Source organism: Erythrobacter sp. JB1-15, assembly GCF_057365035.1.
Map to the genome: position 1 here is coordinate 3,091,424 of NZ_CP200295.1, position 15,714 is coordinate 3,107,137.

Here is a 15,714-nt window from a genome sequence, read left to right on the forward strand (position 1 = left end):
AAGTTAGGCCGCCGGTTGAGCGGCGACAGGATCAGGCGTGACAATGCCCGCTTTCGCCCCGGCGCGGCTTTCACGCATCCATTCCAGCGCGCACAAGACCACGGCAATCACACCGATGAGAGCGGTAAAGATGAAGACGAAGTAATATCCGCGATCCTCGATCATCTGGCCAAGCGCCCCTCTGCCAAGAGTGCCGATAAGCAGCGTCAAGGATGACAGCAGAGCGAACTGCACAGCCGCATATTTCTTGGCCACAATCGAGCTGAGCCAGGCAATATAGGCGGCACCTGCGATCCCAATGGCGAGGTTCTCCCAGAAGATTGTGAAAGCCAGTTTTGCCAAGCCTTCAGAAGGCGGCGACGCGGTGAAGAAGATAAAGCCAAGACCGCTCGCCATGCTTTCCACCGCCCAGGTAAAGCCAATTGCATCGCTGGCCGCTTGCATCATTGCGCCGCCTTGGGCGAGCTCTGCATAAAGCAGGTTGGTGGCCGCAGCGACAGCCGCGCCAAATGTCAGCATAAACATCCGCCCGAAGACGGTGATAAGCCAGCCGCCCACTGCAAGACCCAGAATAATCGCAAAGATCCCAAGGATCTTGGACGCAAACGCAACATCTTCACCCGTGTAACCCAGTTCACCCAGATAGAACGGGTATGCGAACACACCCCAAACGGAATCGGTGATGCGGTAAGTGAGAACAAGCGCCAAAATCAGCACCAGCGACCAGCCCATGCGGCTCACAAATTCAACCAATGGCAGCACAAGCGCGCGGTAAAGATGATCGGTGAAAGTCGCAGGTTTAACCACACCGGGTGCCTCAACCGCGACGATAACATTGGTCCCGTCGCGCTTTTGCTTGGCCACCCATGCCGCGACAAAAGCGGGCAGAACGATGGTCGCCAAAACAATCAAGGGGCCATAGGTGGTGGTAAAAAGTGTCACATCGGGGCGGTCTTCGGGCACCGATGTCATCGAACGGTACATAAAAACAACCACCGTGATGATGGCCCAGCCCCACAAAACGCCCACGGTCAAAAGGGCGCGGTTGCGAGTCTTCTCATTCACTTCGCCAACCGCATTAAGCTGAGCAAATTCCTCATCGCTTGCAGCAATGGCAGTGGTCTTGTCAGACACTTTAACATCAGGCGCAAACAGTCCTGCAAAACCGATAACCAGCATAAGGCCGCCCATAATCACATATGTTTGAGGCCAGCCGATATGTTCCGCCAATATCAGACCAAATGCGCCGCCCACCAATGCGGCAAGGCGGAAACCCATTTGCGTAATGGTAGAGAGAATATCGAGCGTTGCGACCTCGTCAGCGACATCAATTCGCCAGGCGTTGATCGCAATATCCTGCGTGGCGCTGGCGAAAGCTCCAATCGCGGCCAGTAGGCTGAACCAGCCCAAGGATGTGGCGGGGTTTAGCGTGCTCATCGTGACAAGCGCAGCGCCGACAACAAGCTGCATCGGCACCATCCACTGCTTGCGCTTACCCAGCTTGCTGAGGCCGGGTATGTTCACTTTATCGAGCAGCGGGGACCACAAGAATTGAAAAGCATACATTAGCCCCACGAGCGAGAAAACGCCCATCGTTTCAAGATCGACCTCAGCCTCGCTTAACCAGGCATAAAGAGTACCCAAAAACAGAGCAGGCGGAAGCCCTTGGGCGAAGCCGAACAGAACCATGAAACCGCTTTTGGGACTGCGCAGCGAACGCAGCAATGTGCCCCAGCCCGGCTTTGCCTGATTATCTGCCGCTGCCTCTGTCAAATCTCGATCCCTTTTGCGTTTTACCCGTTTCGTGGCACACTAGCGGGGGATGAGAGGAATAGGAACGCCAGAGTGACAGTGATATGAATGCGTCCACAGCCGCGCCCCTGCCGGATGGCTCCAACACCGCAGATGGTTCAAGAACCGAGCGGGCCCTGCGTCCAACACCGGGGCAATTGGCGCTCGCCAAGATCATCGAGAGCGGCGAGACACGCACGGCTGACGCGATCGGAACCCTGCCCGCATCGCTTTACACCTCGCCAGATCACTTTGCGCGCGAGAAAGCGGCTTTGTTTGATCGGATGCCGCAGGTGCTGTGCCCATCGGCTTTGCTGCCAGAACCGGGCATGGCAGCCGCGCACAGCGATACCGGGCGGCCATTGCTGATCACGCGCGATGCCGCTGGAGCCGCGCATGTGTTCCTCAATGTCTGCCAGCATCGCGGCACGCGTCTGGTCGAAGGGGAGGATGTGCAGTGCACCAAGCGCCTTGTGTGCCCCTATCACGCCTGGACCTATACCCTTGATGGCAAGCTGCTTGCTCTACCCCGGCCAGAGACATTCGCAGGGCTTGATAAATCGGAGCACGGCCTTACCGAATTGCCATCGCGTGAGGCAGGCGGACTGATCTGGTTTTCGCCATCGCCCGATGCCGATTTCACCCATGCCGACATTCTGGGCGAGGATTTTGCCGCGTTCGGAATGCAAGACGCGCATCTGTTTCGCCGCAAAACGCACAGTGTGAACGGCAATTGGAAGCTCATCATGGATGCGTTTCTGGAAAGCTATCACGTCACCCGTCTGCACGCAGACACAATCGGGCCGTTCTTCAAAGACGGCGTGACCGCAGGCGACCAGATCGGGCCGCATCAGCGCAGCCTTGTCGGACGTGCCGAAGAGATGAACGCGAGCGACCTCACCTGTATGGCTGCTTTGCGCAAAACGGCGACTTTTGCTTATCAGCTGGTGCCTGCAACAATTATCGTGCCCAGCCCTGATTACATCAACATCATGGTGCTGATGCCGCAATCGGTGGGACACACTATCGTTGAGGACTTCATGCTGATCCCCGAAGCGCCCGCAAGCGACAAAGCGCGCGACCATTGGGAACGCAGCTGGGCGCTGCTCGATGGCGGGGTGTTTGCCTCAGAAGATTTCCGCGCAGCAGAGCTTGGCCAGGAAGGGCTTTCCTCCGGCGCGATTGAACATATTACGCTTGGCACGCTGGAGGCAGGGATCACGCGGTTTCATGCGAACATTGCCGATCTCTTGCGGGACCACGCTTAAGCGCTTAGGCGCACCGGGATATGCCAACCAATCCTGACCGCCGCTCTGATCGCCCCGAAGGTGATCGCATCGCCAAATTGCTTGCGCGCGCTGGTGTTGCCAGCCGGCGAGAGATTGAACGCATGATCGAGGCCGGGCGCATTACGCTGGACGGTGATCTGGTGAAAACGCCCGCAACGTTCCTGCGTGATTTGCGCGGAGTGCGGGTCGATGGAAAACCGCTTGCCCCCGAGCCCGAGGCAACGCGGCTTTACACTTTTCACAAGCCAACGGGTCTTATCACCGCAGAGCGTGATCCTGCCGGGCGGCCCACAATCTATGCCGCGCTCACCAATGCCCTGCCCAAAGATACGCCGCGGCTGATGCCGATTGGCAGGCTTGATCTCAACACCGAAGGGTTATTGCTGCTGACCAATGATGGCGGGCTGAAACGCCAGATGGAGCTGCCCTCCACCGGTATTCCGCGCACTTACCGCGCGCGCGCTTTTGGTGATGTGCATCAAAGCCAGCTGGAAGACCTTGCCGATGGCGTGGAGATTGACGGCGTGCGTTACGGCCCGATTGATGCCAATCTTGAACGCTCAGGAGGCGGCAGCAGCGGCGGCGGCGCGAGCAGCGCCAAAAACCAATGGATCGAAATGACCATCACCGAAGGCAAGAACCGCGAGGTTCGCAAAGTGCTCGAACATCTGGGGCTGAAAGTGAACCGGCTGATCCGCACCGCTTATGGCCCGTTTGAACTGGGCGATCTGCCGCGCGGCCAGGCAGCGATCATTCGCAAAGGCGATCTGGCGCGCTTTCAGGCAGCACTGAAGCGCCAGAAGTGAGGATGCAATGAGGATTATTGCGGGCAATTGGCGCGGGCGCAAACTCACCGCGCCCAAAGGCGATGCCACCCGGCCCACAGCCGACCGCACGCGCGAAACGCTGTTTTCAATGCTGACCAGCCGGCTGGGAAGTTTTGAAGACCTGCGCGTCGCAGACCTGTTTGCAGGGTCAGGCGCTTTGGGATTTGAAGCCTTGTCACGCGGCGCGGCGCAGTGCCTGTTTGTTGAACAGGACCGCGCAGCCCTTGATGCGATCGAAGCCAATGTGGACGCGCTGGATGCGCGCGCGCAAACGCGAATTGAGGCGGCCTCCGTCACCCGGCTTGGCCCGGCGCGCGAGCCTTATGATCTGCTGCTGCTTGATCCGCCCTATTTCACAGGCGCAGGCGCGGTGGCGCTTGACCGGTTGCAGCGCCTTGGCTGGATTGGTGAAGCGACCTGGATCGCGCTTGAAACCGCCGCCAAGGAAGACGTGATGGTCAAGGGCTTAGATATCGAAAAAGAGCGCCGGGTCGGTAAGGCCAAGCTGACGCTTATGCGTCTTGCGCTTGGTCACACCGACCCGGCTGCCTCGCCCCAATGACCACCCATTTTGGGCAAGGCTATCCGGTTAAGGATTAGAGTTCCGGTTGAGGTTCCGGCATTGGTTCTGCTTGGGGCTCTGCTTGGGGCTCAGCTTCCGGCATCACTTGCGCTTCCGGCTCTGGCTGAGCGGCGGGCGGCGGCGGGGCCGCAGCTTCCCCTTCGACCGCAGCGGCGCGCGCTTCGATCATTTGCCAGGCATTGGCGCGGTCTTCTTCGCCCATGGCGGTAAGCGACACTTTGTTGTCATCGGTGATCCGCCAGAACAATTCCTGACGCTCTGCGGGAAGTGACCAGTAGTAATCCTGAGTTTCGGCAGGCCATCCCGAAAAAGCAGCCTGCTGATCGGCGGGCCAGCCATCATAGATCATCTGCTGTTCGTCCGTCATCGCGGAGGCAGTTTCGGTGACAACTTCGCCTTGTTCGATCGCGGCTTCATCCTGCACCATGGCAGCGACGAGGGTGGGATTGCCCATAGTCAGCGCTGCAAAACTGCCGCTGACCAGGTAGAGTGAATGGGTACGCATGAGGGTGTTCTCCAATGGAATTTGTGCGTTTTCTCCCAAGCGCGACGAACACTGCGTTTGCCCGGTTTTGCGATCCCCTTATGACCGGACGCATTCTTTATGCGCAGGCAACCTCGCGCTGGCCAGAGCCGCGCCGCCCCGGCACCGCGCCCATGGCACATCCCGGCGAGAGGCGTTGGAAAAGCGGGATAAATCGAAAATGGCTGCTGGTGATGACTGCGCCAGATCGGTGACGATGCCGGGTAAAGCTGTGCAATGCGCCCTTGCTTGACGGGGCTTCGTTCTCTACCTGTTCACATACAGACCCATGGAAAACACTCTCCCCCAAACCGCCGACGCCCCTCCCCCGCCGCAAGGCAGCGTGCCTGCCTATGCCGCGCGGCTGAACCCGCCGCAGCGCGAAGCTGTGCTGACAACAGAAGGCCCGGTTTTGATGCTGGCGGGCGCTGGCACGGGCAAGACGGCGGCGCTGACAGCGCGCCTGGCGCATCTGGTCGCAACCGGGCGCGCCTGGCCCAGCCAGATATTGTGCGTTACCTTTACCAATAAAGCCGCGCGCGAAATGCGCGAACGGGTGGCGGGGCATTTGGACCCGTCCGGTGGCTCTGGCGGTGACGGCCCAAACGGTGCTGGAATGCCGTGGCTAGGCACATTCCATTCGATCTGCGCCAAGATGCTGCGCCGCCATGCGGAACTCGCGGGCCTCCAATCCAATTTCACGATTATCGACACCGATGATCAATTACGGCTGCTAAAACAGCTCATCAATGACAATGATCTGGATGAAAAACGTTGGCCCGCGCGCCAATTGGCGGGGCTGATTGATCGCTGGAAGAACCGGGGGCTGAACCCCGGTGATCTCGATGCAGCCGAAAATGAAGCCTACGCCAATGGCGCGGCGCGGCCATGTATCGGCTGTATCAGGACCGGATGAAAGCTTTGAACGCCTGCGATTTTGGCGATCTGATGCTGCACATCCTCAACATCTTTCGCGCGCACACAGATGTGCTTGCCGGGTATCAGGACCGGTTCAAATACATTCTAGTGGACGAATATCAGGACACCAATGCGGTCCAATATCTGTGGCTGCGGCTGCTGGCTCAAACGCGCAAGAATATCTGCGTGGTGGGCGATGATGATCAGTCGATCTATTCCTGGCGCGGGGCCGAAGTTGCCAATATCCTGCGGTTTGAAAAAGATTTTCCCGGCGCGCATGTTGTCCGGCTGGAACAAAACTACCGCTCCACCTCGCATATTCTGGGGGCGGCATCCGGCCTGATCCGCGCTAATTCTGAACGCCATGAAAAATCGCTTTGGACGCAGGCAACAGCGGGCGACAAAGTGCGCGTGATCGGCGTGTGGGACGCGCCCGAAGAAGCGCGGCGCGTGGGCGAAGAGATTGAGCGATTGGAAGGGGAAGGCGCGCCGCTCGATCAGGTCGCCATTTTGGTGCGCGCGCAATATCAGACCCGCGAATTTGAAGACCGCTTTATCCAGATCGGCGTCAATTACCGGATCATTGGCGGTTTCCGTTTTTATGAACGCGCCGAAATTCGCGATGCGCTGGCCTATCTGCGCGTGATTGCCCAACCCCAGGATGATCTGGCGTTTGAACGGATCTATAACCAACCCAAACGCGGGCTTGGCGCGAAAGCCTTGGAAAAAATGCACCAGCACGCGCGCCGCACCGGGCTGCCGCTGGCCGCCGCTTCGCTGGAACTGGCGGACAGCGACGAAATGCCCAAGCGCGCGGCGAACACCATTGGCGGATTGATGCGCAGCTTTCTAAGCTGGCGGCAGGCGGCAGAGGAAATGACCCCTGCGGATCTGCTCCGTCTAGTGCTGGATGAAAGCGGGTATAGCGATATGCTCGCAAGCGATCGCTCTCCTGAAAGTGCGGGCCGGGCCGAAAACCTCTCCGAACTTGCGCGCGCGATGGAAGAATATGAAACGCTGGGCGACTTTTTAGAGCATGTGAGCCTGGTCATGGACAATGATCGCGGCGACGCTGAAGAAACCGTCACCATCATGACAATGCACGCGGCCAAGGGCTTGGAATTTGACCATGTCTTTTGCGTGGGCTGGGAAGAAGGTGTGTTCCCCTCTCAGCGCTCGATTGACGAAGGGGGCCTTGCCAGCCTCGAAGAAGAACGCCGCCTTGGCTATGTCGCGATCACCCGCGCGCGGCGACGCTGCATTATCCTGCACGCTGCCAACCGGCGCATTTACGGCCAATGGATCAGCTCGATCCCGTCGCGTTTTATCGAGGAATTGCCGGACGAACATATCGAGGCGGAAACCACGATGACGGGCGGTGCCAGCCTGTGGCAGGCAAACTGGTCGGAAAACGAAGACCCGTTCGCTCATGTCGCCGCCCAGCGCCCGGCTGCTGCCAAAACGCGCGGGCCCGGATGGCAGCGCGCGGTGGCATCGGGTTATGAAACGAAACAGGTGCGCGTGCGCGAACAGGGCCGATCCGCCGCCAGCTTCGCCAGTCCCCCGCGCCCCGACATCCGCATCGGCGCGATGGTTGAGCACGCGAAATTCGGCACGGGCTGCGTGGTGGACCAGGAAGGCAATAAGCTAGAAATCGAGTTTGAAGGCGTCGGCACCAAGCGCGTGATCGATAGCTTTGTGACCGTGGTGGGTTAGGCTGCGGAGTGTAAACAGTTAACAACATGGAGTTCAACTTGCCGGATCGCTCATATTACCGTGTAAGACTTGGCCGGGGTGCAAAGTTTGCAGAAGATGCAGCGCGAGACGGTTTTATTGGTGTCCATTGGGGTTTCGACCGCGATTTATCAGGCCAATTCGATGAAAATTGGCGCGACTTCAATGCGAGGATGAGGCCTGTATTTCTGGATCGAAACCCAGATAAGACATCTGTCGCAGCTGGACTGGCCTGCGGCATGTTATGGACACTTGGCGAAGGGATGAACGTTGGGGACGTGGTGATGTCTCCCGATCAAACTGGCGACTTTATGATCGGTGAAATCGCCAGCGACTATTTCTGTGCTCCGAGCGAGCCGCTTCCCCAGCGCCGAAAAGTTAATTGGCTGGACATTCGGATTCCCAGGTCAAAGCTAAGCGAGGCTTTGAAGAAGTCTACAAACGGGCCGGGAACGATTGCGCGGATCGACGGTCACGCAAGCGAGATCGAAGGACTTTTCGGTCCCAGCCGGGAGCCACATGTTGTTGCGACGCATCCTGAAATCGAGGACGCGAGTGCTTTTGCGCTTGAAGCACATCTTGAAGACTTCCTAGTGAACAATTGGTCTCAAACCGAGCTAGGTCGAGACTTCGACATCTTTTCTGATGATGAGGAGCTGATTGGTCAGCAATACCCAACCGATACAGGTCCAATGGATATTCTCGCTATATCGAAGGATCAAAAGACTCTGCTGGTCGTCGAACTTAAGCGCGGACGAGCCAGCGATGCCGTTGTTGGGCAAGTGCAACGCTATATGGGATATGTTGCGAGCGAGCTTGCGAATGACCAGCAACAAGTCGCAGGTGCTATCATAGCTCTGGAGGACGATTTGCGCATCCGGCGAGCGTTGTCAGTGGCCAGAGACATCAGGTTCTATCGTTATCAAATAAGCTTCAAACTGCTTTCGCAGGAAATTGCCCAAGCATATCAGTAGAGCCGACAACGGACAGCGCGATAGCACCTTGCCAAGTTAAAAATACAAGTGGGAACGCGGATTCAGGGAGAGAAACTGACTGCCCCCCGCTCACCCCTCACCCTACCCCGTCACCGCAACCCAGATGCCTGCGAAAAAGCTTGTGCCGCCCAGTGTCCCAAAGGCGTGCCAGATGGGATAGCGGTAGGCCATGCCTTTGCGGCGGTAGAACACGGTGCCTGCGGTGTAGAACAGCCCGCCTGCGGCAATCGCCCATGTCGTAAAGGGCGGCAATTGCGCCCAGAAGCTTGGCAAAGCGAACAGCGCGAACCAGCCCATGCCCAGATACGATACCAGCGACCAGCGCGAGATCCATGTCCTTGCTCACCACTTTGAAAGCGACCCCCATCAGCGCGAATATCCAGATCAAGGTAAGCAGACCGTAAGCGTAAAATGTGCCTGCCGATATTAAGAGCGGGCTGAAAGTCCCTGCAATCACGGGATAAATCGCCGCATGATCCCACCGCCGCAATCGCGCTCTTAGATCGTGGCGCGGGTGCAGGTGATAGGCGAAAGATATGCTGATCGAAAATATCGCAGCCAGCGCATAGACGCTAACCGCCACCAGCAGCGCTGCCGATCCGCTTTGCGCGGCGCGAAAGGCGAGAACCGCGCTTGCAATGGCAAATCCTGAAAGGCTGACCGCGTGGATGATCCCATCGGCTAAGCGTTCTGCCCGCGTGGTGCTGGGATAGGCCATGGCAACCTACTTTATCGGTTAAAGGGCGCGCAGGCGGTATGCTGCGCGAAAATGGCCCGGTCTAACCGCCAAATCCGACATCGAGAAAGCCCGGCTTTGGTCCGTTCCATTCGCCCGGCGCGACGGGTTCATCATCCTCATCGCGGCGGCGGCTGCGCGATTGGCGCGCGGGCTTTTCCTGTGCCCCTTCGCCTGATCTGTCGCCTGATTTGTCGCCTGATTTGTCATCCGAGGAAGCAGCGCGTTTGCGGCGGGGTTTGGGCGCGGCTTCGCCGTCCTCGTCACGTTTGCGATTGCGAGAGCGGGGTTTGCGCTCCTCGCGCTCCTCCTGGGCTTCCGCATCATCCCTTTGCGCTCGCTTTTTCTCGCCCGGATCGGCCAATTCGACGCGCACATCGTCTTTGCCAAACACCTTGATCTTGGAGCCTGTCAGCTTCTCGACATTGTCGATTGCCTCAGCATCTTCCTTCGCCACAAAGGTGAAGGCGCGCCCTTTGCCCCTGCCCGGCCCGTGCGGCCAATGCGGTGGACATAATCATCGGGGTGCCAGGGCGTGTCGAAATTGAAAACGTGGGAGACACCTTTAATATCCAACCCGCGCGCTGCCACGTCAGAGGCGACGAGGATATTGACCTCGCCCGCTTTGAATCGCTCCAGCTCTTTCAGGCGCGATCCCTGATCCATGTCGCCATGGATTTCGCTTGAGGCAAAGCCGTAGCCCTGAAGGCTCTTGTTCAATTCGCGAACGGTCGTTTTGCGGTTGGCAAAGATGATCGCGGTATCGACCTGATCATGCGCCAGAAGCCAGCGCAAAGTCTCGCGCTTCTTGCGCGCTTCGACGGGTACTTTGAACGCGGTGATATCTTTGTTCGTGGTGGCCGCGCGGGCGGTTTCGATCCGTTTGGGATTGGTGAGAAAGGTCTTGGCCAGCTTCTCAATCGGCGGCGGCATGGTCGCGGAAAACAGCATGGTCTGCCGGGTTTCGGGCAATTTGGAGCAGATGAATTCGATATCAGGGATAAAGCCCATATCAAGCATCCGGTCCGCTTCGTCGATCACCAGCAATTCGCATCCTGAAAGCAGGATTTTGCCGCGCTCAAACAGGTCCATCAACCGGCCCGGTGTCGCGATCAGCACGTCAACGCCTTCGTTCAGCGCTTTCAATTGGTCGCCCATCTGCACGCCGCCGATCAGCAGCGCCATTTTCAGATCGTGGTTCGCGCCGTATTTTTCAAAATTCTCCGCAACCTGTGCGGCCAATTCGCGGGTCGGCTCCAGGATAAGCGAGCGCGGCATCAAAGCCCGCCTGCGCCCGGAAGCCATCACGTCGATCATCGGCAGCACGAAACTCGCCGTTTTGCCGGTGCCCGTCTGCGCGATCCCGATCATGTCCTTCATCATCAGGATGGCGGGGATGGCTTCGGCCTGGATGGCGGTCGGCTCCGTATAACCCGCAAGGTCCACGGCTTTCAGCAATTCAGGTGAGAGGCCGAGATCGGCAAATGTCATGCAGCGTGTTCAATCTTTGAAAAGGCGATCCCTTTGCAGGTTCTTTTGTATTAAGAAGCTGCGCCGATGATCGGTAAGGAGGCAGAAAGAATGTCTGCCGGGTATGCGCAGAGCAAGAAAGCCTCGCTCGCGACAGCGCGCCTTAGTCGCAAATTCAGCAAAAAGTCAAGAAATCGCCTTGGAAATCGCCGTGTACGCGTATGGGCATGCCAGTGAGACAGCTGGCGCGCGGGCTTACTCGGTTACTGCGACCAATTGGCGCATCCGTTTCACTTCGCATTTCACCCCGTTGCGGGAATGCAGCCGGTCGCGTTTGACGCAAAGCTTGCCGTCCTTGTTTTTCTCGACATAGAAACCGGAATAGAAATCGCGCGCGCGGCAAGCTTTTTCGAGATTGATCGACATGATTTTCTGATTGCGCATAAACAGTAAAAGCCGATTGCCACTGCCTGTTTGCACGCCCGAAATCTTGTCCACTGCCACGCATTTATCGGTCTTGCGTTCGACATAGCGTGCATTGAGTGATCGGCGCGGCAGGCGCGAAAACAGGTCTCCGCCGCTGCTGCTGGTGCGCCGCGGCGAGATGCGGATGATAACGCGCTGTTCGATCCGGGTCTGGCGCCAGACGGCATGCTGACGGAACTGGCGCACCGGATCGCTGGCCTGTGTGAGAGTTTGCGGATCGGCCGATTTGGCCTGTGAAATAGCCTGTGAGCTGGCCTGTGATTTGATCTGCGCAGACGCTGCGCGCTGCTCGGATTTGTCGCCAGCATTCCCTTCAGCGGCTTCAATCGGCGCGCCCTCGCTTGCGCTCAGCTCGCCGCTAAGCCCCATGCCAATAGCTGGCACAAGCAGCACTGCGGGTGCAGCGATGGAGAACAGGCTTGGCATTGTGGTTCGGGTTCCCTCCTGAAGATCCCTTAGCCGCAATTTTCGCACGGCTGCATCGCCGCCCTAACATTGATGATTGAACAGCGGCTTAACTGCGCACGGGCCTCGCGGTAAAAGGCTGGTCACGCGGTGTTACAATGTGGCATAGGCGCAACAATTATGGCGACGCGCACCCTATCCGAAACTTCCCGCAGCAATGCAGCCTTTCTGGACGAGGTAGCCAAGGTGCTGAGCCCCAAGGGTTTGACGCGCGATCCTGATCTGGTTGAGCCATGGCTGACCGATTGGCGCGGGCGGTATCAGGGCCGCGCACTTGCGCTGGCGTCGCCTGCAAACACGCGCGAGGTTGCTGACACTGTCGCCCTGTGCGCCCGGCACCGGGTCGCGATTGTACCGCAAGGCGGCAATAGCGGCATGGTCGGCGGGGCAACGCCCGATGACAGCGGGGAAGCGCTCGTGCTGTCTTTGCGGCGGATGAATACGATCCGCTCCCTCGATAAGGATGCAGGCCAGGCGGTGGTGGATGCGGGCGTAATCCTCCAAACCTTTCAGGAAGCAGCAGAGGCGGCGGGCATGCGCTTTCCCTTAACGCTGGGCGGGCGCGGATCGGCGACGATTGGCGGGCTGATTTCGACGAATGCGGGCGGCACTCAGGTGCTGCGCCACGGGACCATGCGCGCGCAGGTGCTGGGGATAGAAGCGGTGCTGGCCGATGGGCAGATTTACGAGGGGCTTACCGCGCTAAAGAAAGACAATCGCGGATTTGATCTGAAACAATTGCTGATCGGGTCAGAGGGGACATTGGGCATTGTCACAGCGGCAACCTTGCGCCTGCTGCCTTCTCCCACTGCGCGGGCGACGGCGTGGGCGGGCCTGACCGGCATTAAAGAGGCGCGCACATTGCTCACCGCGATGCAGGCAGCGATGGGCGATACGCTCGAAGGGTTTGAAGTGGTGCCTGCCCATTGCCTCGATAGCGTGCTTGCTCATGTGCCGGGCAGCCGCTCTCCGCTTACCGGGCGGCACGAATGGAACGCGCTGATCGAATGCGTGGCCGCACGCGGCGATGATGCCAGCCTTGGCGAAGCGCTTCAGGCGGCTTTGGCGCAGGCGATGGAGGACGGGCTGCTGAACGATGCCGCTTTTGCTGCGAATGAGGCGCAGGCGGACGCTTTCTGGCACCTGCGCGATTCGATATCGGCGGCAGAGCGCGCTTTGGGTCCAGCGATGCAGCACGATATCTCTGTCCCTGTAGAGGTGATGCCGGAATTCATCCTCGCCGCGATTCCCGCAATCGAAGCGGAATTTTCAGGCACGCGCGGCGTTGCCTTTGGTCATTTGGGCGATGGCAATGTGCATTTCCACATCCTTGCCCCTGCCAGCGCCGTGCGCGGCGAATGGGAGGAGACGCAGGGCAAACAGATCAGCGCGCGCGTGCACGATCTGGTCACCCAGTGGGGCGGATCGATCAGCGCAGAACACGGCATTGGCCAGATGAAAGTGGATGAGCTTGGCCGCCTTGGCGATCCGGCCGCTTTGTCGATGATGCGGCGAGTAAAGCACGCGCTTGACCCCGATGGCATTCTTAATCCAGGCAAGCTGGTGCCGCCTGCGCACGCCTGATCCGCTAGATCAGCGCATAATCACAGCCGCGCTTGCACCAATTCGGATGAGCGCCTAAAGCCCTTTTCCATCCGGTCTGCGGCGCGGGTTTGTTCCCATGCCAACACACACCGAGACCAGTTTTTCACCTCTATTTTCGGAGACTACCCCATGGCCAGCGCGCCGCAGCCGCAACTTCCGCTGTTTTACAAAGACCTGCTTCCGCTAAACAGCCGCGATCATGGCGATTGGAAAGTCAGCGCTTTCAGCAACGCCGCTTTCCTTGCCGAAACGCACGCAATTCCGCTCACCGTCGATGAATTTGTCGATGCGCAGCGCAATTACCCCATCGTGTTCACCGCTGGCGAAGACCCGCTGCCGATTGCGCTTATGGGTCTGAATGAAGGCGTGAATGTCTTTATTGGCGATGATGGCCTGATGGTTTCGGACGTCTATGTCCCCGCCTATGTACGCCGCTATCCGTTCCTGCTTGCCAAGTTGCAAAAAGACACAGACGATATGTCGCTGTGCTTTGACCCCAGCGCAGATGTCGTGAAAAAACAGGATGATGGCAATGTCCTGTTCGACAATGGCGAAGCGACCGAATACACCAAAGGCGTGCTCGAATTCTGCAAGAAGTTCGAGGAATCCGGCCAGCGCACCAAAGCGTTTCTGGAAGAGCTGAAAAAGCTCGACATTTTGATGGATGGCGAAATTGCGATCACCCGGTCAGACAATCCGGAAAAACCATTCGTCTATCGCGGCTTCAAAATGGTCGATGAAAACAAGCTGCGCGAATTGCCAGCTGAGACGGTTGAGGCGCTCAACAAAAACGGCATGCTGATGCTGATTACGGCGCATATGTTCTCGATGAACCTGATGCGTGTCATCTTTGAAAAGCAATCCGCACAAGGCAAAGTGCCGGAGCAGCAAACGATCAATTGATCGGCTTTCAGGCCTGCAAGCGATCGCGCCGCGAAAATGCTTGCAGGCCTCTTGAAGCCCCGCTTTGCGATACTTATTTTCAGGCCTGAGCGGTCCCCCCCTCACTGACCGCTCTGGCGCTGCACCTTCAGGTGCAGCCCTCCCTGAACCTAGGCCACCTCGTGCTATTTGCACGGGGTGGTTTTTTCATTTTATCAGAGTGTTGCGCATCAAACTTAAGGCGCAGTCCAAAAGCCTATTCAGCCGCCTGCCGGGCTTGCCCCTCACCGCCAAGGCGCGCGGCCTCTCCGCCCAATTCGCGCGCCAGACCGGCCAGCATTGCAGCCAGAGGCTTCAGCGCGCCAGTCAGCTCGCTTAAGCGAGTGTCGAGATAGGCTGAACGGCACACTTCGACCTGCACCGCATGCAGGCCGCGCGTGGGCGATGCGTGGCGATCCAGCACATATCCGCCCGAATAAGGCCGATTATGCGCCGCAGCCGTGCCGCTTTCCTCAAGATAGCGCATAGCCCGCGCGATGAAGACATGATGGCACGATGCGCCAAACCTGTCTCCCAGCACAATTTGCGGCGCAGCATCATGGCCCACTGGCGCGCGCAAAGGCGGCATCGAATGCAGATCAATCAGCAAAGCAGCGCCCCAGATATCGCGAATGCGCTGCAATTCCTGGCTCAAAAATTCGTGGTAAGGCCGGTGAATGCAATCAATCCGGCGATCGAGTTCGGGACGGTCAATCTGCTGCCGCCATATCTCGCCAAATCCGGGCAAGCGGCGCGGGACCAGTCCCAGACCGCTGCGCGCGCGGCGATTGATCCCGCCAGAATGCGCGCCTGCGGTGTGTGAGCCATAGTGCGATTTGCGCCGGGCGGGATCACGCTTTGCCCCCGCGATCATATCCCAATCAACATCTTCGGGCGCGCGGTTCAGATCGAGCATCGCGCGCGGGGCATGCGCCACCAGCAGCCCTGCGCCCGTGGCCTTTGCAATCTCAACCCCCAGCGCATCGACATGGCGGTCCTCAAGCCGCAATTGGCCCAGTTCCTCATCGCGCATATTGGCTAGCACTGATGGCGGATAAGCGCGCCCGGCATGCGGCACCGCGATCACAATCGGCAGCGGCATGCTGGTGGGCGCGATATAGGTGAATGCTGCTCCCAAAGACGCGCCATCTGCGCCGCAGCCGATCTGACCGCCCTGCACTTTCGCCAATTCGCGGCGATACGATGCCGGATGAGCAGAAGTGGGACGAACAGAAGTGGGCCGCGCGGCAGACGGCGGCGAGTTTTCGGGGTTGGATGGATTGTCAGCCATTTGCCGGATGTGCTGCCCCGTTTGAGCCCCCAAGTCAAAGCCGCAATGCGCGCTAAACTGTGCAATCTTTACACTTTCAC

General features: G+C 58.7%; 12 protein-coding genes and 2 pseudogenes. 8 read left to right on the forward strand and 6 right to left on the reverse strand.

Annotated elements, in window-relative coordinates; translation table 11 throughout:
• Window positions 1–3 precede the first annotated feature (3 nt).
• Complete coding sequence (locus AC0V6L_RS14925) at window positions 4–1,773, reverse strand: AmpG family muropeptide MFS transporter (protein WP_486154947.1); 1,770 nt, start codon at window positions 1,771–1,773, stop codon at window positions 4–6.
• 83 nt (window positions 1,774–1,856) lie between these two features.
• Here AC0V6L_RS14925 and AC0V6L_RS14930 point away from each other — a divergent pair, with 83 nt between their 5' ends.
• The 3 genes from AC0V6L_RS14930 to rsmD are packed head-to-tail and all read left to right on the forward strand — an operon-like array spanning window position 1,857 to window position 4,469.
• A complete protein-coding gene (locus AC0V6L_RS14930) occupies window positions 1,857–3,059 on the forward strand; it encodes an aromatic ring-hydroxylating oxygenase subunit alpha (RefSeq protein ID WP_486154948.1) in 1,203 nt (400 codons plus the stop codon).
• 20 nt (window positions 3,060–3,079) lie between these two features.
• Window positions 3,080–3,886, forward strand: coding sequence for a pseudouridine synthase (locus AC0V6L_RS14935; protein WP_486154949.1), 807 nt, complete (start codon window positions 3,080–3,082; stop codon window positions 3,884–3,886).
• Window positions 3,887–3,893: 7 nt separating this feature from the next.
• On the forward strand, window positions 3,894–4,469 hold the full coding sequence (rsmD, locus tag AC0V6L_RS14940; RefSeq protein ID WP_486154950.1) for a 16S rRNA (guanine(966)-N(2))-methyltransferase RsmD: 576 nt from the start codon (window positions 3,894–3,896) through the stop codon (window positions 4,467–4,469).
• 34 nt (window positions 4,470–4,503) lie between these two features.
• On the opposite strand, the gene AC0V6L_RS14945 is transcribed toward rsmD, so the two are convergent.
• Window positions 4,504–4,995 carry a hypothetical protein gene (locus tag AC0V6L_RS14945; RefSeq protein WP_486154951.1) on the reverse strand — a complete coding sequence of 164 codons (492 nt, stop codon included), beginning with the start codon at window positions 4,993–4,995 and terminating at the stop codon, window positions 4,504–4,506.
• Between the two features lie 14 nt (window positions 4,996–5,009).
• Here AC0V6L_RS14945 and AC0V6L_RS14950 point away from each other — a divergent pair, with 14 nt between their 5' ends.
• The 3 genes and pseudogenes from AC0V6L_RS14950 to AC0V6L_RS14960 all read left to right on the forward strand — a co-directional run bounded on the left by AC0V6L_RS14950 (window position 5,010) and on the right by AC0V6L_RS14960 (window position 8,639).
• On the forward strand, window positions 5,010–5,228 hold the full coding sequence (locus AC0V6L_RS14950; protein WP_486154952.1) for a hypothetical protein: 219 nt from the start codon (window positions 5,010–5,012) through the stop codon (window positions 5,226–5,228).
• A gap of 74 nt (window positions 5,229–5,302) precedes the next feature.
• Window positions 5,303–7,647: pseudogene (locus tag AC0V6L_RS14955) on the forward strand (ATP-dependent helicase).
• Between the two features lie 26 nt (window positions 7,648–7,673).
• Complete coding sequence (locus AC0V6L_RS14960; protein ID WP_486154953.1) at window positions 7,674–8,639, forward strand: endonuclease NucS domain-containing protein; 966 nt, start codon at window positions 7,674–7,676, stop codon at window positions 8,637–8,639.
• Between the two features lie 97 nt (window positions 8,640–8,736).
• Here the strand turns inward: AC0V6L_RS14960 and AC0V6L_RS14965 are convergent, their stop codons facing one another.
• The 3 genes and pseudogenes from AC0V6L_RS14965 to AC0V6L_RS14975 form a co-directional block, all read right to left on the reverse strand.
• Window positions 8,737–9,378 (reverse strand): hemolysin III family protein, encoded by a 642-nt coding sequence (locus AC0V6L_RS14965; RefSeq protein WP_486154954.1) that lies wholly within the window; start codon window positions 9,376–9,378, stop codon window positions 8,737–8,739.
• Between the two features lie 61 nt (window positions 9,379–9,439).
• Window positions 9,440–10,887, reverse strand: a pseudogene (locus tag AC0V6L_RS14970) (DEAD/DEAH box helicase).
• Window positions 10,888–11,121: 234 nt separating this feature from the next.
• Entirely contained in the window at window positions 11,122–11,778 is a 657-nt protein-coding gene (locus AC0V6L_RS14975; RefSeq protein WP_486154956.1) for a hypothetical protein, read from the reverse strand.
• A 159-nt stretch (window positions 11,779–11,937) separates the two neighbouring features.
• On the opposite strand from AC0V6L_RS14975, the gene AC0V6L_RS14980 reads away from it, so the two are divergent.
• Both AC0V6L_RS14980 and AC0V6L_RS14985 read left to right on the forward strand, forming a co-directional pair.
• The gene (locus AC0V6L_RS14980; RefSeq protein ID WP_486154957.1) at window positions 11,938–13,401 is read left to right on the forward strand and encodes an FAD-binding oxidoreductase; all 1,464 of its coding nucleotides are present in this window, start codon (window positions 11,938–11,940) and stop codon (window positions 13,399–13,401) included.
• Between the two features lie 150 nt (window positions 13,402–13,551).
• Window positions 13,552–14,325, forward strand: coding sequence for a SapC family protein (locus AC0V6L_RS14985; protein ID WP_486146683.1), 774 nt, complete (start codon window positions 13,552–13,554; stop codon window positions 14,323–14,325).
• A 235-nt stretch (window positions 14,326–14,560) separates the two neighbouring features.
• Here the strand turns inward: AC0V6L_RS14985 and AC0V6L_RS14990 are convergent, their stop codons facing one another.
• The gene (locus tag AC0V6L_RS14990; RefSeq protein ID WP_486154958.1) at window positions 14,561–15,634 is read right to left on the reverse strand and encodes an N-formylglutamate amidohydrolase; all 1,074 of its coding nucleotides are present in this window, start codon (window positions 15,632–15,634) and stop codon (window positions 14,561–14,563) included.
• Window positions 15,635–15,714 lie beyond the last annotated feature (80 nt).

Excerpts from the sequence above, each read along its gene's own strand:
- AC0V6L_RS14945 (WP_486154951.1), bottom strand. The coding sequence starts at position 4,995 with ATGCGTACCCATTCACTCTACCTGGTCAGCGGCAGTTTTGCAGCGCTG.
- AC0V6L_RS14965 (WP_486154954.1), bottom strand. The coding sequence starts at position 9,378 with ATGGCCTATCCCAGCACCACGCGGGCAGAACGCTTAGCCGATGGGATC.
- rsmD (WP_486154950.1), top strand. The coding sequence starts at position 3,894 with ATGAGGATTATTGCGGGCAATTGGCGCGGGCGCAAACTCACCGCGCCC.
- AC0V6L_RS14950 (WP_486154952.1), top strand. The coding sequence starts at position 5,010 with ATGGAATTTGTGCGTTTTCTCCCAAGCGCGACGAACACTGCGTTTGCC.
- AC0V6L_RS14960 (WP_486154953.1), top strand. The coding sequence starts at position 7,674 with ATGGAGTTCAACTTGCCGGATCGCTCATATTACCGTGTAAGACTTGGC.
- AC0V6L_RS14935 (WP_486154949.1), top strand. The coding sequence starts at position 3,080 with ATGCCAACCAATCCTGACCGCCGCTCTGATCGCCCCGAAGGTGATCGC.
- AC0V6L_RS14930 (WP_486154948.1), top strand. The coding sequence starts at position 1,857 with ATGAATGCGTCCACAGCCGCGCCCCTGCCGGATGGCTCCAACACCGCA.
- AC0V6L_RS14980 (WP_486154957.1), top strand. The coding sequence starts at position 11,938 with ATGGCGACGCGCACCCTATCCGAAACTTCCCGCAGCAATGCAGCCTTT.
- AC0V6L_RS14990 (WP_486154958.1), bottom strand. The coding sequence starts at position 15,634 with ATGGCTGACAATCCATCCAACCCCGAAAACTCGCCGCCGTCTGCCGCG.
- AC0V6L_RS14985 (WP_486146683.1), top strand. The coding sequence starts at position 13,552 with ATGGCCAGCGCGCCGCAGCCGCAACTTCCGCTGTTTTACAAAGACCTG.
- AC0V6L_RS14975 (WP_486154956.1), bottom strand. The coding sequence starts at position 11,778 with ATGCCAAGCCTGTTCTCCATCGCTGCACCCGCAGTGCTGCTTGTGCCA.